The organism is Acinetobacter sp. UBA3461, from assembly GCF_002381195.1.
Lineage (GTDB): Bacteria > Pseudomonadota > Gammaproteobacteria > Pseudomonadales > Moraxellaceae > Acinetobacter > Acinetobacter schindleri.
In genome coordinates this window covers 45,238-66,449 of the sequence record NZ_DFRO01000039.1, presented here as the reverse complement: position 1 = coordinate 66,449, position 21,212 = coordinate 45,238, and the positions used below count along the sequence as shown (strand labels likewise).

General features: G+C 42.4%; 19 protein-coding genes. 6 read left to right on the top strand and 13 right to left on the bottom strand.

Going from position 1 to position 21,212, the window contains the following annotated elements; all coding sequences use genetic code 11:
- Both B3D47_RS11210 and argF read left to right on the top strand, forming a co-directional pair.
- The coding region (locus tag B3D47_RS11210; protein ID WP_286862051.1) for a TetR/AcrR family transcriptional regulator at nucleotides 1-542 on the top strand (542 nt) is incomplete at its 5' end.
- Nucleotides 543-652: 110 nt separating this feature from the next.
- On the top strand, nucleotides 653-1,573 hold the full coding sequence (argF, locus tag B3D47_RS11205; RefSeq protein WP_004812788.1) for an ornithine carbamoyltransferase: 921 nt from the start codon (nucleotides 653-655) through the stop codon (nucleotides 1,571-1,573).
- Between the two features lie 53 nt (nucleotides 1,574-1,626).
- On the opposite strand, the gene B3D47_RS11200 is transcribed toward argF, so the two are convergent.
- The gene (locus B3D47_RS11200) at nucleotides 1,627-2,919 is read right to left on the bottom strand and encodes an MFS transporter (protein ID WP_004812786.1); all 1,293 of its coding nucleotides are present in this window, start codon (nucleotides 2,917-2,919) and stop codon (nucleotides 1,627-1,629) included.
- 339 nt (nucleotides 2,920-3,258) lie between these two features.
- On the opposite strand from B3D47_RS11200, the gene B3D47_RS11195 reads away from it, so the two are divergent.
- Nucleotides 3,259-3,735: a hypothetical protein gene (locus B3D47_RS11195; RefSeq protein ID WP_005221845.1), complete on the top strand. Its 477-nt coding sequence runs from the start codon at nucleotides 3,259-3,261 to the stop codon at nucleotides 3,733-3,735.
- A gap of 18 nt (nucleotides 3,736-3,753) precedes the next feature.
- Here the strand turns inward: B3D47_RS11195 and B3D47_RS11190 are convergent, their stop codons facing one another.
- From B3D47_RS11190 to rpiA, 10 genes are all read right to left on the bottom strand, one after another.
- Nucleotides 3,754-4,107: a YnfA family protein gene (locus B3D47_RS11190; RefSeq protein WP_005221839.1), complete on the bottom strand. Its 354-nt coding sequence runs from the start codon at nucleotides 4,105-4,107 to the stop codon at nucleotides 3,754-3,756.
- Nucleotides 4,108-4,209: 102 nt separating this feature from the next.
- Nucleotides 4,210-6,486, bottom strand: coding sequence for an ATP-dependent Clp protease ATP-binding subunit ClpA (clpA, locus tag B3D47_RS11185; protein WP_111810476.1), 2,277 nt, complete (start codon nucleotides 6,484-6,486; stop codon nucleotides 4,210-4,212).
- 9 nt (nucleotides 6,487-6,495) lie between these two features.
- Nucleotides 6,496-6,909, bottom strand: coding sequence for an ATP-dependent Clp protease adapter ClpS (clpS, locus tag B3D47_RS11180; RefSeq protein ID WP_008304704.1), 414 nt, complete (start codon nucleotides 6,907-6,909; stop codon nucleotides 6,496-6,498).
- 19 nt (nucleotides 6,910-6,928) lie between these two features.
- Nucleotides 6,929-7,678: a DUF6776 family protein gene (locus B3D47_RS11175; protein ID WP_008304705.1), complete on the bottom strand. Its 750-nt coding sequence runs from the start codon at nucleotides 7,676-7,678 to the stop codon at nucleotides 6,929-6,931.
- A 75-nt stretch (nucleotides 7,679-7,753) separates the two neighbouring features.
- The gene (gene argC, locus B3D47_RS11170) at nucleotides 7,754-8,809 is read right to left on the bottom strand and encodes an N-acetyl-gamma-glutamyl-phosphate reductase (RefSeq protein WP_184104579.1); all 1,056 of its coding nucleotides are present in this window, start codon (nucleotides 8,807-8,809) and stop codon (nucleotides 7,754-7,756) included.
- 133 nt (nucleotides 8,810-8,942) lie between these two features.
- A complete protein-coding gene (locus B3D47_RS11165; protein WP_227590964.1) occupies nucleotides 8,943-9,140 on the bottom strand; it encodes a hypothetical protein in 198 nt (65 codons plus the stop codon).
- A gap of 296 nt (nucleotides 9,141-9,436) precedes the next feature.
- The gene (locus B3D47_RS11160; protein WP_286862045.1) at nucleotides 9,437-11,023 is read right to left on the bottom strand and encodes a rhodanese-like domain-containing protein; all 1,587 of its coding nucleotides are present in this window, start codon (nucleotides 11,021-11,023) and stop codon (nucleotides 9,437-9,439) included.
- A 74-nt stretch (nucleotides 11,024-11,097) separates the two neighbouring features.
- Nucleotides 11,098-12,090: an aliphatic sulfonate ABC transporter substrate-binding protein gene (locus tag B3D47_RS11155; protein ID WP_286862044.1), complete on the bottom strand. Its 993-nt coding sequence runs from the start codon at nucleotides 12,088-12,090 to the stop codon at nucleotides 11,098-11,100.
- Nucleotides 12,091-12,298: 208 nt separating this feature from the next.
- Nucleotides 12,299-12,985 carry a SprT family zinc-dependent metalloprotease gene (locus B3D47_RS11150; protein ID WP_008305205.1) on the bottom strand — a complete coding sequence of 229 codons (687 nt, stop codon included), beginning with the start codon at nucleotides 12,983-12,985 and terminating at the stop codon, nucleotides 12,299-12,301.
- Between the two features lie 140 nt (nucleotides 12,986-13,125).
- Nucleotides 13,126-13,797: a ribose-5-phosphate isomerase RpiA gene (gene rpiA, locus B3D47_RS11145; protein ID WP_004894532.1), complete on the bottom strand. Its 672-nt coding sequence runs from the start codon at nucleotides 13,795-13,797 to the stop codon at nucleotides 13,126-13,128.
- A 104-nt stretch (nucleotides 13,798-13,901) separates the two neighbouring features.
- Between rpiA and ilvA the strand changes: the two genes are divergently transcribed.
- The 3 genes from ilvA to B3D47_RS11130 all read left to right on the top strand — a co-directional run bounded on the left by ilvA (nucleotide 13,902) and on the right by B3D47_RS11130 (nucleotide 17,646).
- The gene (ilvA, locus tag B3D47_RS11140) at nucleotides 13,902-15,440 is read left to right on the top strand and encodes a threonine ammonia-lyase, biosynthetic (RefSeq protein ID WP_004812768.1); all 1,539 of its coding nucleotides are present in this window, start codon (nucleotides 13,902-13,904) and stop codon (nucleotides 15,438-15,440) included.
- Nucleotides 15,441-15,655: 215 nt separating this feature from the next.
- Entirely contained in the window at nucleotides 15,656-16,312 is a 657-nt protein-coding gene (locus tag B3D47_RS11135) for a potassium channel family protein (RefSeq protein ID WP_163166174.1), read from the top strand.
- A complete protein-coding gene (locus B3D47_RS11130) occupies nucleotides 16,309-17,646 on the top strand; it encodes a TrkH family potassium uptake protein (RefSeq protein WP_286862041.1) in 1,338 nt (445 codons plus the stop codon). Before B3D47_RS11135 ends, B3D47_RS11130 begins: the two co-directional genes overlap by 4 nt.
- Nucleotides 17,647-17,704: 58 nt before the next feature.
- On the opposite strand, the gene B3D47_RS11125 is transcribed toward B3D47_RS11130, so the two are convergent.
- Nucleotides 17,705-18,853: a phospholipase A gene (locus tag B3D47_RS11125; protein WP_008305212.1), complete on the bottom strand. Its 1,149-nt coding sequence runs from the start codon at nucleotides 18,851-18,853 to the stop codon at nucleotides 17,705-17,707.
- Nucleotides 18,854-18,872: 19 nt separating this feature from the next.
- The coding region (locus B3D47_RS11120; RefSeq protein WP_286862037.1) for an insulinase family protein at nucleotides 18,873-21,212 on the bottom strand (2,340 nt) is incomplete at its 5' end.

Sequence of the window (21,212 nt, the reverse complement as noted above, 5' to 3'; positions counted from 1 at the left end):
ACTTCAAGTTTTACTCTGCCCTGGATGATATTGTCAATCATGCCGGTGGCTCCAAGGCATCTATTTATAAATACTTTGGCAATAAAGAAGGCCTGTTTAAGTCGATTTGTGATTATCGCCGTACCCAGTTCTTTAAAGATATTTGTCTCCCCTTTTCTTTAAACAGTTCTAAAGACTTTAGAAGCTATTTGATTCAGACCTTGCTGAACTTCTACCAACATATCAAACAGCCGGAAAATGCCGCATTTATGCGGCTGGTGCTGGAACAAAGTGGACGCAATCTGGATATTGCTCGACATATTCATGAACAGGGGCCAAAACATATCCAGCACTCTATTGCTGAAGTTTTGTCACAGGCACATGCCAAAGGTCTGCTCAGCTGTCCAAATCCATTATTTTCTGCACAATTATATTTCGGTATTTTAAGAAATATGGAATGGCGCATTTTAATGGGTTTGCCAAGCGATGAAACTGATCAGGAAACTGTCGAATATGTGAATTATTGTGTCGATCGTTTCCTGGACGGTCATCAAAAAGTCTAGTTTTTTTGCAATTTCCTATTCATATAGTATATTAGCCGATTCCGTATTTTTTTAACTAACCAACAACTAATTGTTGAACCAGTTTTTCAGCAATTATTGTGGAGTAACGAATGGCTCTCCGTCACTTTCTGACTTTACGCGATCTATCGACTTTAGAACTTAACCAGATACTGCAACGCGCCATCGAGCTCAAGCGCAAACAGCATAACAATGAAGTTTTCCAACCGTTTGTTGGTAAAGTTATGGGAATGATTTTTGAGAAATCCAGTACCCGCACGCGTGTTTCGTTTGAAGCTGGCATGACCCAATTCGGCGGCAGCGCAATTTTCCTGTCTTCACGTGATACTCAATTGGGCCGTGGCGAACCTATCGAAGATTCTGCACGTGTTATTTCAAGCATGCTTGATGTAGTGATGATCCGTACTTTTGGTCATGACATCGTTGAACGTTTTGCTTCTTATTCAAAAGTACCCGTGATTAACGCTCTGACTGATGACCACCATCCTTGCCAGCTGCTTGCTGACATGCAGACTTACCTGGAACATCGTGGTCCAATCGAAGGTAAAACTGTGGCGTGGATCGGTGATGGCAACAATATGTGTAATTCATATATTGAAGCTGCGCATATGTGGGGCTTTAAGCTGAAAATTGCTGCGCCTAAAGGTTATGAGCCACAAGAAAAATTCCTGTCTGAATTTGCACACTGTGTAGAGCTGGTTGACTCAGCTGAAGATGCAGCAGTCAATGCTGACCTGATCGTGACTGACGTTTGGGCAAGTATGGGACAGGAAGAAGAACAGAAAATCCGTGAAAAAGCATTTGCTGATTATCAGGTCAATGAGCGCTTGATGGATCTGGCTCACCCCGACTGCCTGTTTATGCACTGTTTGCCAGCACACCGTGGCGAAGAAATTTCAGAAAATATGCTGGATCACAAAAATGCCGTGGTTTGGGATGAAGCTGAAAACCGTCTACATGCTCAGAAAGCATTGGTTGAATTTCTGATTAATGAAAATCTGAAAAAAGACTAAATTTTCTTTCAATAAAAAAGCACCGAATTTGGTGCTTTTTTATTGCTCAAAGATTAATGATCATCTTTTAAATATTTTGGTTCTTTCGGTAATTGCCAGCTACAGAAGAAACATATAATCAGCATTACAATGACATACACGAAGAAGGTATTTTCAATACCTGCTGATTTAAACTGTAATGCGACCGAAGGTGCTGAACCACCAAAGACGGCATTACCCACTGCATAAGAGAAACCTACTCCTAAAGCTCGTACATGTGGCGGGAACATTTCTGCTTTTACGATACCGCCAATCGAGGTATAGAGGCTCAGTAACATCATCAGGAAAATCAGCAATAATGCAACGATCACTGGGGTATCACTGAAGACCCGCATACCGACCGCCATGACCGGATAAATCGCAATCGCCATCAACCCACTAAACAGCAGCATACAGGTACGACGACCAATTCGATCCGATAAAGCACCAAAAAATGGCTGTGCAATCATCAATATAAAGATACAGGCCGTCATAATAAATCCGACAGTCTTTGGATCAATACCGATATTGGTTAAATAGGTTTTTGAATAAACCGTAATCACATAGAAGCTTAGTGAACCCGCTGAAGTATAGCCAACCACCAGCAAGAATGTTTTCCAATGGTTCTTGAACAATTCTTTAAGTGTACCTGAATCTTCCTTATCGCTATCTTCCGTAGATAGCGTTTCTTCAAGACGGCTACGTGCCAATAATGAAACAATTGCCGCAATACCACCAATCACAAACGGGATACGCCAGCCACCATCAAGTAACTGTTGTTCGCTCATAAAGCCCAGGAAAATAACCCCGAGTAAACTTGCCAGCAACTGACCACCGGTCAAGGTCACATATTGGAAAGATGAGAAAAATCCACGCTGACCTTTTAAACCCAGCTCACTCATATAGGTCGCAACAGCGCCATATTCACCACCGACTGATAAGCCCTGTAACAGACGCACCAGCAGCAGCAAGAATGGTGCTGCCATACCCACCTGCTCATAAGTTGGTAAAGCTGCGAATAGGAATGAACTGATGGCCATTAAACAGATCGAAATGACCATGGATTTTTTACGGCCATGTTTATCGGCAATACGGCCAAATAGCCAGCTACCTATCGGACGCATAAAGAAGCTGGCAGCAAATACACCCCAGACATAAATTGCCTGAGTTGAACTGTCCATATTTGGTGCAGTGAGTGCCTTGGTAAAATAAACCGCAAATACAGCATAGATATAAAAATCGAACCATTCGACCAGGTTACCGGAGGCTGCCCCGACGATTCCTTTAATACGACTGTTTTTTTCCTGCTTGGAATAAGCTTGACTCAAAATATGACATCCTTATTTTTAAATCATTGAAGTTTCTTGTTTATAGGTCAATATTTTATGCCTTTAAACTTAGATATTTTTTTGCATGCACCCTACGTACTTACCGGTATGCTGCGTGGGGAGGTGTAAGACTATAAACCTAGATGAAATCCAACACAAAAAATAAAGTGTAATTATTAATAGATTTTTCACATAAAAAGTCTTTTAAACTTCAATGTTTAAGAATAAGTAAAAAGAAGGAATCTGAGGAAACAGATAAATTAACCATGGTGGAGTTGCGTACAGATCTTATTCATGCTCTTATAATCCGCAAAACACAGTAATAATTTGTGGCCTTACATGAAATATAAAATAAATCTATTCACTGCTTTAACCCTTGGCATTAGTTTTCTTAGTAGTCAGGTTTATGCTTCCGAATTTGATCAATACCTGCAACAGCAACAGATCATTGATTCAAAATTTAAAATCAAGAAAATAGCAGAACTGAATGAAATGCTGGCTGTATTAAGTGCGGAAGATTCTAAAACTTTGCCCCTGCAAATTGATCACAACACGATTATTGAACAACTGAAACTCACTGCTAATAAAACCGAATTAAAAGGTTTAATTATTACTCCAGACTTTGCCCAGTTTGAAAAAGATCTAGGTCCTAAGGAAGTGACTCAGCTTATCCGCAAAAACTTATTACAGAACTGCGGTATTTTCTTTGAGCACCGTTATCAGTTAGAAAATCCCTATAAAGTGATGCTAGAACTGAGTTCCACTACTCGATCTTATGACGTTGAAATATCGCAGAAGGACTGTAAAGGGAACTAAGTTTCTACAGGAAGTAAATCAACGGATTAAACCTTGGGGTTGCATGATAATAATCAGCGCCCCAAATATCACCACTGCACCACCAAGCAAATCCCATCGAGACAGGCTGATCTGATCCACAAAACGCAACCACATCAAAGCAGTAAAGATATAGATACCACCATAAGCTGCATAGATCCGGCCTGAAGCAGCGGGATGTAAAGTTAATAGCCAGACAAAAGCTGCCAAAGCCAGAGCTGTCGGAATCCATAACCAGTGACTACTTCCCTGATTCAAAATCAGATAGGGAAAATAACAGCCTAGAATTTCCATCACCGCCGTGACCAGGAACAGACAAAAAGTCGTAATAAGTTTAGTGAACTGAAATTCCATATCTTGTTAAATCTTTGCCAAACAATAAATCTTGATCAGATCATAGCAATAAAGAAATAAAATAACCCGTGCAAGCACGGGTTATTTTACGATGAGTAGAATTTAGGCTGGTTCAGCAGTCTGATCTTCAAACACTTCAAGTTTCAAGCCTACAGCTTTGCCATTTTTTTTCTTCACAGATACAGCAACATTACCGCCATTATCTGCCAGCTCACCAAACAGAATCATTTCTGCCAATGGTTTTTTCAGATGCTCCTGAATCAGACGCTGCATTGGACGAGCACCCATTAAACGGTCATAACCATTTTCAGCCATCCATTCACGTGCACTCTGATCCACTTCCAGAATAACTTTCTTCTCATCTAGCTGTGCCTGCAATTCGGTTAAGAACTTGTCGACTACATTTTCAATGATCGTACTTGGCAAGGCCTTGAACTGGATCACACCATCGAGACGGTTACGGAATTCAGGTGAGAATGCTTTTTTCATCGCTTCTTGGTTATCATTGCTGTTGTCTTGTTCCATGAAACCGATACTGACACGTGAAATGCTTTCGGCGCCAATATTGGTGGTCAGTACAAGCACCACATTACGGAAGTCTGACTTGCGACCGTTGTTATCGGTCAAGGAGCCATGATCCATAATTTGCAGCAACAGGTTAAATACATCCGGATGTGCCTTTTCGATTTCATCGAGTAGTAATACACAATGCGGATTCTTATGAATCGCATCGGTCAACAAACCACCTTGGTCAAAACCAACATAGCCTGGAGGTGCACCAATCAGACGGGATACCGCATGACGTTCCATATATTCAGACATATCGAAACGAACCAGCTCCACGCCCATCAGTTTTGCTAATTGCTTGGTGACTTCAGTTTTACCGACACCCGTTGGACCAGCAAAGACAAAACTACCGACTGGCTTGTCAGGAGATTTCAGACCTGCCCGAGACAGCTTGATTGCGGAACCGAGTGCTTCAATGGCTTCATCCTGACCGAAGACCACACGTTTCAAATCACGCTCAAGATTTTCTAATACAGTCTTGTCATCTTTAGAAACTGTTTTTGGTGGAATACGGGCAATTTTCGACACGATGTCTTCGATATTTTCTACCGTAATCAGGCTATCGTCTTGCTCGGCTTTTAAACGACGTTGCGCACCCGCTTCATCGATCACATCAATGGCTTTATCTGGCAAGAAACGGTCATTAATAAACTTCGCTGACAGTTCTACCGCTGATACCAAAGCCTGATCTTCATATTGAACATGGTGGAAATCTTCAAACTTAGATTTCAGACCACGTAAAATATCAATAGTTTCAGAGATGGAAGGCTCATTCACATCAATTTTCTGGAAACGACGCGATAAAGCATGATCTTTTTCAAAGACCTGACGGTATTCCTGGAATGTGGTCGAACCTATGCAACGCAATGAACCATTTGCCAGTGCTGGCTTAATCAGGTTCGAAGCATCCATGGTGCTGCCCATACTAGAACCTGCACCGATGATCATATGAATCTCATCAATGAACAGCACTACATCCGGTTTTTTCTTCAAGGCATTGAGAAGTTGTTTCAGACGTTTTTCGAAGTCACCACGGTATTTGGTTCCTGCCACCAGTGCACCGATATCCAGACTATAGATTTCGGCATTTTCTAATGGTTTAGGTGCTTTACCATTGACAATCAGCCAAGCCAGACCTTCAGCAATCGATGTTTTACCCACACCCGGATCACCGACCAGCAACGGATTATTTTTACGACGGCGACAAAGAATTTGTGCAGCACGCTCAATTTCTTTTTCACGACCAATTAATGGATCAGTTTTACCTTTTTGCGCTTCGTGATTCAGGTTAGTGGTATAAAGATCCAGTGGACCTGAAGCATTCGATGATCCAGTTTCGCCATCCAGTTCCTCAATTTCTTCTTCGTTCTGCACTTCTTCCTTGCGGGTTCCATGCGACAGATATTGAGTCAAGGTTAAACGGTTAATCTGATGACGTTTCAGCAGATACACTGCAAACGAATCACGTTCTGAGTACATCGCAACTAGAATGTCCGCACCTTCTACCGTACGGTCTCCACCACTTGACTGTACATGGAAAATGGCACGTTGCAGGATCCGGTCAAAACTTTCAGTCGGATGAGGTGCCTGATCGTTATTTTCGCCGAGTTTTGGAGTGTGTTGTTCTACGTATTCTTCAAGTTCTTTACGCAGTACAATAATGTCTGCACCGCATGCTTTAAGGGCATTCACGGCAGAATCGTTGTCGAGTAAAGCCAATAATAAATGTTCTACTGTCAGAAACTCATGTCTCTTTTGACGAGCCATGCTAACAGCCAAACGTAGTGATACTTCTAATTGACGACTGAGCATGCAACCCCCTTAATCTTTAGGCTCTATCTGGCAAAGTAAAGGATGACCTTGTGATCGAGCGTAATTATTGACCTGGTTCGCTTTCGTTTCCGCAATGTCTCTTGGATAGACGCCAGCAACACCTTTTCCTTCATAATGTACAGTTAGCATTACTTGCGTAGCTTGGTCAAGATTCATTGCAAAGTATTGTTGTAAAATTTCAATTACAAACTCCATGGGGGTGTAATCGTCATTCATCAATACCACTGCATACATCGGTGGACGCTTCAACTCTGGCGGTGCTGTTTGTACTGCAATATCAGCATCTTCATCATGAAAAGGGTCATTTGCCAAGCGTGGGCTTATGTGCCAGTCAACCACACCGGACTGATTAAAAGAGTTCTTGATTTCACTTAAACAAATATGACGCTTGTTGCTAGGCATAAGATTTACATTTCACACTTTAGTTTGCATTGGCTTCTGTCTGAGGAATCTCTGACAGGAATGCAGATTGATTTTCAATTGCCTCGCCCTTACTCCAGCTAAAACGGCGGGTAACAGGCTTGCTTGTACCAGTCAGGCGAACTTCTATAAATTCTGGTACAAAACCTTTCGGCATCGTCCAACGACCAGTCAGACGTTCATAATTTTCGAAATTGAAGTTTTTATCTGCCAAAGGCACAACTAAAATTTCAGTTCCCCGAATCAGGCGCAATTCAACCGAACCGGAAACACGCCCTTTGCTTGGACTTACCTGAATCAGATCAAGCTGATATTCAAAGGCATTTTCAGGTAGAGGCTTTACTGCCAGATGCTGAACAGATAAAGGCATACCACCACGCTGACGCAGTACTTCACGATATAAGGTCGCCAGGCTTTCTGCCTGCGTATATTCATCACGGGTTTTATTCATCGCAAGATACAGGTCATTGGCATTACTTACTGCCAGATCACGTTCCTGCGTTGCTGTATTCAGGGTTTTATTCAGTGTTTCCAGACTGGCTTTCTGCTTTTGTACGACTTCAACCAGCTGTTCAGCATCCGCCTCAAAACCTACAACAGTCAGACCTTGACGATGACCTATCGAATAGCCAAGTAAACCACTACTCAGTACCAGAATTGCAGCACCTATCGCAAGTGGCGTGTTCCCTTTCAGAAATGGCATTTTCTTCTTATCATCTGTGGTCAGATCGTGAGGTTCATTATTCGGCATTGTCATCTCTTATATCTTTTTCAAGACACACATTTAAATCGAAATTCAAATGTGTGTGAAGTTGTAATACGTTTTTTATGGTAATAAAGCAATGTTTTGCAAGCCAGCATTTTCAGCAAAGCCAAACATCAGATTCATATTCTGTACCGCCTGACCTGCTGCACCTTTCACCAGGTTATCTTGTGCTACCAGAATAACCAGTTTCGTTGGTTGAGGCTTGTACAGTGCAATACGGAGTTCATTGGCACCACGTACTGAACGGGTTTCTGGTGAACTGCCTGATGGCATGACATCAACGAACTGTTCATTGGCATAGAACTGTTCATAGAGTGCCTGCAAATCTGCTGTCTGGCCTGCTTCAGTCAAGTCAATGTAAATGGTTGACAGCATACCGCGAATCATTGGCACCAGATGCGGTACAAATAAAATATGGTCAAATACACCTTTTTGACCTGAGATATTTTCTAACGCTTCTACAATCTCAGGATGATGACGGTGACCTGCTACGCCATAAGCTTTAAAGTTATCTGCATTTTCAGAATAGATCATGCCTAGGCTGGCTTTACGACCTGCACCTGAAACTCCTGATTTAGCATCAATAATAATACTTTCAGGTTTCACTAAGGCTTCCGCAGATTTTAATACTGGTGCAAGGCCCAGCTGCACGGTTGTTGGATAACAACCCGGGTTACCAATCACACTCGCCTGTTTGATCTTGTCACGATTCAGTTCAGACAGACCATATACAGAATCTTGTAATACAGATGGACAAGCATGTTCCATGCCATACCATTTTTCAAACTGTGCCAAATTCTGTAAACGGAAATCTGCGGCAAGGTCAATTACCTTGGTATTTGCAGCTAGCAGTTCTTCTGCATGTTTCATAGCAACGCCATGTGGTGTCGCAAAAAATACGACATCACAAGATTTTAATAAATCAAGGCTGAGATCAGAAAATTCAAGATCAGTATGACCACGCAGGCTTGGGAACATATCGTCTACACGGCGGCCTGCTTCGGTACGTGATGTCAGTGCTTTGACGCTAACGTTTGGATGTCGCAGTAATAGACGTAAAAGTTCAACGCCTGTATAACCTGTGCCACCCACAATACCCACTGAAATCACGATAATTACCTCTAACTAGATGTTTCCTTTATGCCAGGTAGTATGACAGGAAGTTCACGTTTTCTAAACTCTTTCACTGAGGAATGCTGATTTTTTATCTATTTTGAAATGCATGTTTAAAGATAAGATTGAAACACCTTTATGTGTGTTTGGTCGTTACTGGAGTAGACCAACTATAATGACAAAGATAAATTACAAATAAGAAAGCAGGTAATGCCAAAAAGATAATGGCGTCTAGTCGAATCATAAATGGAATTAACCCTAAAATGGCCAATAGTGTTGCACTGGCTGAAAATTTTTTAGGTATTTGACGATGTTTAATCCATAAAATAGCCATATAAAATAGCATTCCCCACGCGAGCACTCCTGTCAGCATAAAAAATTTGACGGTTAAAGGATAATCCATGGGTAAACTTGGGAAAAAAATACTGTATAAAAATAGCCCGTAAAAAAACAGCACAGGAAGCGAGACTATAAAAATTAAAATTGTGAGGATTAACCGCATCATGAGGACTTCTAATTTATCGTTATCATTGGTTTTATATTATCGAATAAGCATATAAATGCACAGTCAATGCTACATAGATGCTTCAAATCAATAGAGTCGCCGTAGCGACTTTATTGGTGTAAGAATTAAATGGTGAAAAATCCATGTGTCCCATCTTTTTTAAGTTGATCGACTAAACCAAACTCCCAATCCAGATAGGCTTGCATTGCTTCATGTGAGTTATCCGTGCCTTCATATGGACGTTTATAACGATCAATTTGCGGTGAAAGTGCTTGTACATTGTCTACAGTTAACGGATAGCCTGCTTGTTCCCAAGCAACATTACCACCGTCAAGTACATACACTTTTTTGTGAAATGCTTTAATTTCTTCCGCAGTATAATGGGCCAAAACTGAACGACCGCATGTGAGAATTACGGCGTCTTTAGCCTGAAATTCAGCTTGTTGAATTCGTTCAACTGCTTCGGCCTTAAGTAGCCATGCAGCATCCGGAATATGCGCTTTCTTATACAGTGCAAAAGGCTGCACATCCCAAATCGCGATATTTTGAGTCGATTTTAATTCTTGCAATTGCTCTGGACTAATTAATTCAACAGTATCAACTATTGGTAAATTTGGTATCCACGTACCACGTGTGGTTAATATTTCTGAAAAATCTGTTTCTAGCACATAAACCTCCCAGTTCATCTGCCCTAACCAAGATGCAGTCATGTAGGCACGAATCAGTTGATCATCAATGAGTACAATTCGTGCTCCACGGACTGCTGCGTTGTGATCTGTTTCTTGAACCAGTTGTCCACCTGCAACCCAACGCGAACCATCCAGATGACCTTGGATATATTCATCTTCATCACGGACATCAAATATATAGGTTGTACGTTGAGTTTCAGCTTGTAGTTTTTGAAGCTCCTCAAAAGATATGATTCGAACACGCGCTTTTTGTGCCAGCACTTTGGCATTTTCTAAAAGCTCCGGTTTTAGCTCTGTCTGCACATCCTTAAATGATCGGGTTTGAGCATGTTCCAAACTTTGACCCGCAAGTGTCCAACCAATCGTGCCATTTCGCAGTGCATAAACCGGATGTGGGATCTTGGCATTAAGCAATGATTGTGTGCCAATAATGCTACGGGTACGTCCTGCACAGTTCACAATAATGGTGGTATTTTCATTTTTCACCAGGTTTGGTGCACGGTAAACCAATTCAGCACCTGGCACGCTTCGACCCGATGGAATACTCATAATGTTATATTCATCAAAACGACGTGCATCTAAAATGACAATATTTTCGTTCGCATCAATTTTTTCTTGGACCTCTTCGGCACTCAGCGACGGCGTATGTTTATAGTGTTCAACCCATTCACCAAAGGCTTTGGTTGCAGAGTTCACATCGATAAATAATTCACCCCCATCACGTGCCCATGCCTGGGTACCTCCCTTCAATACATGGACCTGACGATATCCATAACGAATTAATTTTTGATAAGCACGTTCTACTCGGCCATCTGCATCATCATAGAGTACGATTGTGGTGTCTAGACGTGGTATACGATTCAAAATTTCGATTTCTAAACGTGAAAGAGAAATATTGGTGTTAAATAAGGGATGAGCTTGTGCATAGATATGTTCTTCACGTAAATCGACAATGGCGATTTCTTCACGCGCAAGTAGTTTTGCTCGAATCTGGGCATAATTCAGTTCTGGAATCTGGAACATGGAAAATCTCCTAGATTTGCTTAGGCTATTTATAAAAATAGGAAAAGCCTCGATAAATGTCGAGGCTCTGGGCATTATTGAGTGTTATAGAGATCAGATGTTTTGGCATCAATCGTATTGGGAATCAGCTTTTCATTGAAGAATGCATCTGAAATTTTTTGCTGCTCTGGCATATCTTCAATAGTTACGGATTTCACGTTATAACTTCGGTTAGCATTGGCTTTTAATACCACTTCCTGAGGTAAGTTACCCCATAATGGTGCCAGGATTTTTGCCGCTTCATTCGGATTGGTTTTTACCCAAGCTGCTTTTTCTTTTAAGGTATCAATCACATCATTCAAGATTGCAGGATTTTCCTGAGCAAATTTATGACCAGTTAAGTAGTAACGTGTATAACTTGCTAACCCTTCACCTGAAGCGAGGACTTTTGCATTTTGTACAACTGTACCACTTGAAACATATGGCTCCCAAGTCACCCAGGCATCTACACCACCATGTTCAAATGCTGCACGGCCATCTGCCGGGCTGAGCCATGCTGGAGTAATATCTGTAAAACTTAAATCTGCCTGATTGAGTGCTGCAATTAACAAGTAATGACTACCCGCAGCTTTGGTTACTGCAATCTTTTTGCCTTTCAAATCCGCAACAGTTTTGATACTGGAATTTTGTGGAATCAAAATTGCCTGTGCATTTGGAGATGCAGTTTCTTTGGCATAGTAAGTCAGATTCGCTTTGGCTGCCTGGGCAAATACGGGAACTGTATCTGCCACATCCGCAGTCACATCAACACTGCCCACATTAAGTGCTTCAGCCAAAGGCTGACCGCTGGTAAATTCATGCCAACTGACTTTGACATTCTTTTCTGCCAGTTTCTTTTCAAGCTCACCCGTTTCTTTTAACAAGGTCATGAGTGTAGAAGAACGCTGGTAACCAATACGCACTGTGTCTGCCGTATAAGCCGTTTTTTCGACTTTTTCTTTTGGTGCTTCTGCCTTATTACATGCAGTTAAAAGCACACTAAAGATTAGCGTGAAAATAAATAATAACCTGGATTGAATCATCCTCATCTACCCCATATGCTGGAAAATACGTTTCTTTGTTTTATGCCGAAAGCAGCTCAGAAACTTTTAATTTTTCAGCATTCTAGAAAAGCAGGTTCTGAATTAAAAATAATCTATTTTCATAAGTGCAGCAGAAATTATTCGAACTCGTTTTTATATAAATTTATGATTTAAATATTATTTTTAAACTATTCCTTATTAAATGATTCTTGCATTAATTCTGACTGACCCACCACCATGGCATAAGGGTATTTTTCAGAATTTTGCGATGGTTTGAATAAGCTGGATCATGTTTCGCCACTTCAGTCCAGAAACGCGGGCTATGATCAAAATGCCGGGTATGTGCCAGTTCATGCACGCAGAGATAACGGACGATATTTTCAGGAAACAGAATAATACCGCTATTCAGCATAATGTCATGTCTGGCAGAACAGCTGCCCCAACGGGTTTTCGGCTGGCGGATATTACAGACATTGAAAGATAATCCTGTTTCCAGACTAACCTGTTCAAGATAAATCGGTAACTGTTGTTTGGCATAGGCAATTACAAAAGCTTTTAAGTAGCTTTCAGGATTTCGATCACTGATATAGAGCATATAGTTTGCATAATCCAGAATAAAATTATGCTTCTGGGCCTGGTATTGAACTGATATTGGCTGATTCAGATTAAATAGCTGCAAGCTAGCAGGTAAACTACGATCAACACTTTGTATTTTTTCCTGCTGGGATTGCCAGGTTTTGAGTAACCAGCTTTCGGCATCATTAATAAAATTCTGGATTTGTTTTTTTGTGCAAAATACGGGTGCAGTCAGGCGAATTTGAGTACCATCCACACGAAGCTTTAAACGTGTTGAGCGAATATTTCGGACAATTTGAATTTCAGGTAAGTCGGATAAGGTCATTTTTATTCTTTTTTAATCTCCGCAAACCCCTCTTTCTCAAAGAGGGGCTTTCAAAAATCTCCCTTCTTGCACTTGTTTTAAAGCAGTGCTTTAAAACTTCGCTCAGGGAGATTTAGAGGGATTTTTTCTAGAAAGTTTAATTAAACCGCAGTACGCTCTTCAATACCGTTATCAGTAGCAACCACAGCAATATCAGCTTTATTTAAGGCAAAGATACCGTTACAAACAACACCTGGAATGTCATTCAAAGTTTTTTCTAACTCTAATGCATTCAAAATATTTAAGTTATAAACATCCAAAATTACATTACCGTTATCGGTGACTACACCTTCACGGTACGCAGGGTCCCCCCCTAAAGCAACAATTTTACGTGCGACTGCAGAACGTGCCATTGGAATCACTTCTACAGGAAGCGGAAATTCACGGCCTAACTGTTCCACCCACTTAGAATCATCGACGATACAAACGAATTTTTTCGCAATAGATGCAACAATTTTTTCACGTGTCAGCGCAGCACCGCCACCTTTGATCATGTGCATATGGCGGTCGATTTCATCCGCACCATCTACATAGGCATCCAGACCGCCTACGCTATTCATATCGACAACTTCAATGCCTAATTTTTTAAGACGTTGTGCAGTGGCCTCAGAACTTGCAACTGCTGCTTCCAATTGAAGCTCAGGCAAAAGTTCGATTAAGAAGTTGACAGTACTTCCAGTACCGACGCCTAAAATGCCCCCTTTTGGTAAGTGCTTTAACGCAGCTTTTGCTGCAGCTTGCTTTTTCTCATCTTGGGTTGCATATAGACTCATGACATCACTCAACTATTTTGGACTTTCGCAGTATTTTTAAACCGCAAAGCCGCGTGGTTTGTTACAATAAGTGCTTATTTTAAACTGTTAGATGGAAAATTAACATGCTGTCTCGTTTGGTTCGACAAATTTTACAAGCAACTGTATACGATGTTGCAATCGAAACCCCACTCGAAGCAGCGCCACGAATTAGCGAACGCTTAAATAATAACATTCGCTTTAAACGTGAAGATTTACAACCGGTTTTTTCATTCAAACTACGCGGTGCCTATAACCGTATTAGTCAATTACCGAAATCACAACTCGAACGTGGCGTTATCACAGCTTCAGCAGGCAACCATGCCCAAGGCGTGGCGCTGTCAGGGAAAAAGCTGGGGATTCGCGCGATTATCGTGATGCCAAAAACTACGCCTGATATCAAGGTTCAAGCGGTAAAACGCTTAGGTGGCGAAGTCGTATTGCACGGTGATTCATTTGATGTTGCCAATAAATATGCGATTCAACGTGCCGAAGAAGATGGCATGACCTTTATTCCACCTTATGACGATGAACTGGTGATGGCCGGTCAAGGTACCATTGCCAATGAAATTTTGCGTCAATGGCGTGATGTGGAATATGTCTTCGTTGCTGTTGGTGGTGGTGGCCTGATTGCCGGTGTTGCAGCGTACTTGGGAGATGTTGCTCCGCATGTCAAAGTTATTCCTGTGGAATATGATGAATCCGCGTGCTTAAAAGCGGCCTTAGAAGCCAATGAACGTGTGATTCTTCCATCTGTCGGTTTATTTGCCGATGGTACTGCGGTGGCACAAATTGGTGAAAAACCATTTGAGGTCATCCGTCTGCAAAAATCAGATAATTCTGGTCCAATTGTTGAACCTGATGTGGTACTGGTCAATACCGATGAAGTCTGTGCAGCAATTAAAGATACCTATGACGAATGCCGTAGTATTGTAGAACCATCTGGTGCAATGGCGTTGGCAGGGATTAAAAAATACGTCGCTGAACACGGCATTCAAGGCAAAAATATCGTGTCCATTGTTTGTGGTGCCAACATGAACTTTGACCGTTTACGCTATATCGCGGAACGTACTGAACTCGGTGAGCGTAAAGAAGCAATCTTTGCCGTGACCATTCCTGAACAGAAAGGCGCTTTCCTGAGTTTCTGTCGTGCCCTGCAAGGCCGTAACATCACCGAGTTTAACTACCGTGCCAGCGATGCAACCGCAGCTCAGGTCTTCGTGGGTATTAGCCTGAAAAATGGCGAAAAAGAACGTCAGGAAATTTATGAAAACCTGAAATTCCAGTATGACGTTGATGATCTGTCTGACGACGAAGTAGCAAAACTGCACATCCGTTATCTGATTGGTGGTCACGCAGACATTGAAAATGAACGTCTGTTCCGTGTCGAATTCCCGGAGCGTCCAGGTGCGTTATTGACTTTCCTTGAACGTCTAGGCCCAACTCATAACATCACCCTGTTCCACTACCGCAACCACGGCGCAGCTGAAGGTCGTGTACTGGTCGGTTTGGAAGCGGAAGATGCAAAACAGAATCCAGACGGTTTGATCGAAACCCTGGAGAGTATCACCTATCCATATGACGAGATTACCAATAACCTGGGTTATCAACGCTTCCTGAAATAATGTCAGATTCTGATATCCAAACAATCAAAACCGTCTTTCGAGGCGGTTTTTTGATATAAGCGAATGAGGCGGTTTTTTGATATAAGCGAATAAGAACTCAGGTCTTTGATAATATTTATGTAAAGCAAATAGCTGAAATATTAATTAAGCACTAAGATAAACACGTAAATTAATAGAAAGCGCATGTATAAGCGCAGCAACTTTAGGAAAAATACATGGCACTGTTTGCTGTGATTGGTTTAGGAAGTTTCGGTGCCACTGTTGCCACACAACTGATGTCACTCAAACATGAAGTAATTGGCATCGACCTGAATAAAAAATATGTTGAAAGCATTTCAGATGAACTCACCCATGCCGTGATTGCAGATGCCACGGATGAACATGTGCTGGACGAACTAAATGTTCAGAACTGTGAAGCGGTGGTGGTGGCGATTGGTGAAGATATTGAAGCCAGTATTCTCTGCGTCCTACACCTCAAGAATATGGGGGTTAAAAAAATCTGGGCCAAATCCAAGTCCAAAGCTCACCATATGATCCTGACCCATCTTGGGGTGGATAAGATTATTCATCCCGAGGAAGATATGGGTGTTCGGATTGCGCAATCCTTAAGTTATCCGATGGTCAGCCGCTATATGGCGCTTGAGGATGATCGTTATCTGGTCAAAATTGAGATTCATGCTGAACAAAGTGGTATCAAACTCAATCAGCTGATGGATCATGCACCAGAAATTAAAACCATTCTGCATAAGCGTGGCCCCGTGGTGCAATATATCCTCGATCCCCATCTTATTCTTAAAGAAGGTGATATTCTGCTTGTTGAGGGTTTGCTGGAACCTTTACGCCGCCTGTCCAAACATTTTAAAAATCTATGAAAATAACTGCCCATAAAAACCGGACCATTAATCTCAGTCCACCTAGCATTATCGCATTGGGATTTCTGGCATTGATTCTGGTTGGTTCCATTTTGTTAATATTGCCAGTTTCCCATCATGGTGACGTCACCTGGTTTCAGGCTATTTTTACTGCAACTTCTGCAGTGACCATTACCGGTTTGTCTGTGGTCAATGTCGGAGAAGCTTATACGGTCTTTGGCAAGATCGTAATCATGATTCTCCTGCAATGTGGCGGACTCGGCTTTATGACCTTTGCCATTCTGGCTGCCATGAGTCTGGCGCCCAAAATGGGACTAAGGCAACAAGTCATGGCTCAGGAGTCCATCGGTCAGACCAGCCTGAAAAAAATCAGTACTACCATTAAAGGTGTGTTTCTATATTCGCTGTTCTTTGAAGCAATTGGCACAGTGATTCTGACTATTGCATGGTTACAGGATTACAACTTTGCCCAGGCTTTTTTCTACGCTTCCTTTTATAGTATTTCTGCTTTTAACAATGGTGGCTTTTCCCTGTTCCCGAATAGCCTAATGAGCTTTGCCGATCAGTATCTTATTACCTTCACCATTAGCATGCTGTATATCATTGGCGGCATTGGCTTTCTGGTGTTGATGGATGTACGACAGCATAAACGCTGGCGCAAACTGAGTACCAACAGTAAGCTGATTTTGAGTACCATTGCTGCACTGAATCTTTCTGCCTTTATCCTGATCTGGATTCTGGAAGCTTCTAATCCTCAAACACTGGCATTGATGAGTGTGGGCGATCAGGCGGTCAATGCCTGGTTCCATGCCACAGTACCGCGTTCTTCAGGTTTTAATAGTCTGCCGATGGATCAGCTGACCAATGCGTCCACCTTAGTTACCATGTTCCTGATGTTTATTGGTGGTGGTTCTTTAAGTACCGCAGGTGGCATTAAGGTCGGAACTTTTATCATTGTAGTGATTAGTGTAATTAGCTTCCTACGGCGTGAAGATGAAATTCGTTTATTCAAGCATTCGATTCCAGAGAAAACCACCTTTAAAGCGTTGGCAGTGGTCTGTATTACCGCCCTCCTGATTGCAACCGGCTTTATGAGTCTGCTTATTCTGGAGCCAGATCAGGACTTTCTGGATCTGCTGTTTGAAACGGTTTCTGCCGCATGTACTGTTGGGTTGTCTCGTGGCGTCACTTCTGAATTACAGCCAGCCAGTCTGTTGATTCTGATGCTGTTAATGTTTGCAGGTCGTTTAGGTCCTTTGACCTTGGCCTATTTTATTGCCACACCGAAAAAGAGCCGCCTTAAACATCCACCTTCAGAAATTCAGGTTGGGTAATTTCGATATAAAACAAAAAATCCATATCAGCGCGTGGATTTTTTGATGATAATACTTTTTAGAACCAGTTCATTAACGAAACACCCAAGCCGACATACGTCGCCTTATGGTTATAGTCGATCAGGCTTTCACCGTAGCCATCAAACAACTGGAAATGTCCACGCAGACGACCACTGATCGGGAATGACCAGTCAAATTGCGCTGCACCACGACTGTCATCACCGCCTTTTAAGGTATGACGCAACATGAGCGAAAAGTCATGATCTTTCCAGCGATAAAATGCAGTCAAATCGCCACGACCGACATAGTCGACGATATCCGGATTGTTATCATCTGGCAGGTCTTCTTCAAAACGATACCAAGGACGTAGCATCAGGGCAAAGTTATTACGCTCAAAGCCCAGATTCAGCATCACCCGGTTCCAGCTACGTGATAGTGGATCGGAACGACCATTGGACTGATGATTAAAGGTCAGACCTAGCATACGCCAGTCCAGACCAAATAAATCGTAATTGGTTCGGAATACAATACTGGCTTCTGGTTCATAATTGGTTTCACGGAATGGACGTGATTCTTCAGAGTTATATACTTGCCAGCGTGAAGACTGGGTATACGCCAGCCAGATATCACCATTATTACCAAAAATATTTTCTACTGCTTTGGTTTTTAGTGAAAGCTGAAACTTGGCTTCCATGGATTTCAGGTTCTGATCTTCTGTTACCGTATTACGTTCATTCGGACTTTCAGGAAACTCATTTTTCTCGGAGGTCCAAAATCCTGGCAATACATACACCGGCTGATAAGAACGGATATTCCAGGTACCCAGTTTACTTTCCGGTGAAAGTTCCCAACGGCTGTCCAATAAAGACAGGTTTGGTTTCAGTGGCGATCCTTCACTGACCGTTACCGTAGAAACTGTTTTATCAATTCTAGCTTTCAGGTTATCGGGTTCAGGCGCAAGTTCAGCAGCTGCGCGGCGTTCAGATACCAGTACCACTCTTTCAGCTTCTGGTACTTTGAACAAAGCATCATAACATGCTAGACGTTCTGCACTGGTTTCTACCGCGGCACAGGCCTCAGCCGTTGCTGGCATCGGACTGCTGGGAATAGTCGTTTGATTTTCTTCTGCATACACCTGCGCCCCACCCATACAGCCCAGCAAAATGCTCAGCTGCAAAGTTGGGCGCTTAAACGAATTAAGCGCCATTCAATTTTCCTTTTTTCTTTTATTGAACCTGTTGAATCACAAATCCGAGCTGTTCCAGTGCTTCACGTTTTGCCACGGGTGCAACCAAAGCACGCGACGGCTGTTGTTCTACCAGATATTGCTGAGCCACACGCTTCAGGTCATTCAGCGTCACATTAAGCAGACGTTCACGTAACTGCTTACGGAATGCAGGAGTACGCTGATGCAAGTAAGCATAACAAGCTGTAATTGCCTCACCTGCTGGTGAACCCGGCTTATCCATGCTGGCAATCAGACCCAGAATCGCTTCTTCCAGTTGATGTGGCTGTTGTTCCGCATTTAATAGCCACTGAACACTTGCATCAAAGTCCTTGAAAGTCTCTGCTAAACGTGGATCACGGTAGCTGTAGAAACGGAATGAACAGGCATTACCATCATAGCTGGCACCGCCACCATAAGCACCGCCTTTTTCACGGATCGCACTATGCAGGTATCCATTACGCAAATAACCTGCCAAGACCATCAATGGTGCTGCATCTGGATGAGATACTTCTACTGCCGGATAAGCTGCTGCACAGAACTGAACATTGGCCTGAATCAGCCATGCCTCATCTGCTTCATTCAATACTTTTTCAGTTTGAGCAAGTTGTACCGGATTACGGTCCACAGCAACTTTATCCCAAACATTCTGAACTTCTTCTACCAGATGGTCCGCTTGCGGTTCTTCACAAACCAGTAAGAACTGTTTTGGAGCTTGCAGTAAAATACGATGAATGCGTTTCAGCTCTTCAATCATGGCATCGTAAGCAGCTTCATCTTTCTCAATCTGAGCAACCAGATTCATCAGCCAGTTCAATGCACCAAGACCAGTATTATGATAATCACGGGTCGCTAAAGCACTGTGCTGACGCGAAGCTACCTGCATTGCATAACTATGGCCTGAACCCGAAATACGTGAATGCCAACGTGTTTTACGCTGTTGCAGTAATTCGATAATACGGCCTTTTTCATCAAAACGAAGCTGCTCAAAACCGGTTTTCAGCAACTGAATCGCTTGCAGGTTATTTACCAGAGATTTAGTTGTGAGCGTTAACCAGGCAGAAATCTTATTCTTGTCATCTACTTTTGAACGTAATGAAGCTCCCATACCCAATCCACCGCTAACAGCAGTCTGGATTTGCTGGAATTCAAGATAATCATATTCGCCCGCACCGACTTCCCCGACCAGAATCGACAGCAGGTTAAAATATGGCGATTGCACCACTTCATCAGGAATCTGTACCAAGACTTGTTGGTAATAAATACCATTGGTACCAGCATAATAAAGGTTTAATGGCGTATCGATGCCATTGGAAATCACTTCACGCAACTGACCCTGTACGATCTGCATTTCAGCAGGCACATCTTCCAGGCCAACCTTAGGTAACAGGTTCAGGTCATCCGGTGTATCCTGGCGAACTTTTAAAGCGTCAGTCTGCGCAACGATTTCAGCTTTTTGTTCTTCAGTCAGTGTTTTGCCAATTTCTGCCAGTCGTGCTTTTTCCGCTTCGGCCTCTTTGGCAGATTTAGTGGCATCTGGAACCAGTGTCAGTTGCACACGGTGCGGGTTATCAATCAGATGTTCTTTGATCAGATTAGACAGCCACATCGGGTCTTTCAGTTCTTCTTTAACTGCGGCAATTGCAGAATCCACATCCCAGACTTCAACCGGATCACGGTGATGAATCGCGCTACCTAAACCGTTCAGGATCAGGCTTAAACCATATGGCGTACCATCACCATTGATTTCACGCTGATGCAATTCAATCTGATGCAGAATCGCATCTACTGCCTGCTGATCTACCGGTTTCGCAGCAACATCTTCCAGAATCTTGAATACGCCATTTTTAAATTCTTCAGCATGTTCCGGATTTGAGCCTTGAACTGCGCAATAGAAAGTCATTTCAAAGTTAGAATCATCAACCCCCATAAATGGGCCTGTTGCATCTGCATAACCACAGGTCTCCAGATAATGACGTAGTGGAGATGCCGAATCTTCTAACAGGATACCTTCTACCAGACGCATACCCAGACGAAGTTTGATTTCGCTTGCTTCCGGTAATAACCAGGAAATAACGTGATAGGTTTTATCACGTAAATCTTCTGCATCAACTGCATAAGTATCAGTCACGGATACCGGTGCAGACAACCGGGTTTCTGGCGTTGAGTATAAAGTCTCACCCTGTTCAAACTTAGACAGTGCCAAGTTTTCAAACTGTTCTTGCAGTTCATAAGCTGACTTGTTGCCAAAGGTCATGAATACCGCATTACTTGGATGATAATGTGACTTATAGAAATCAACTAACTCCTGGTAAGTCAAATCAGGAATATCTTTAGGATC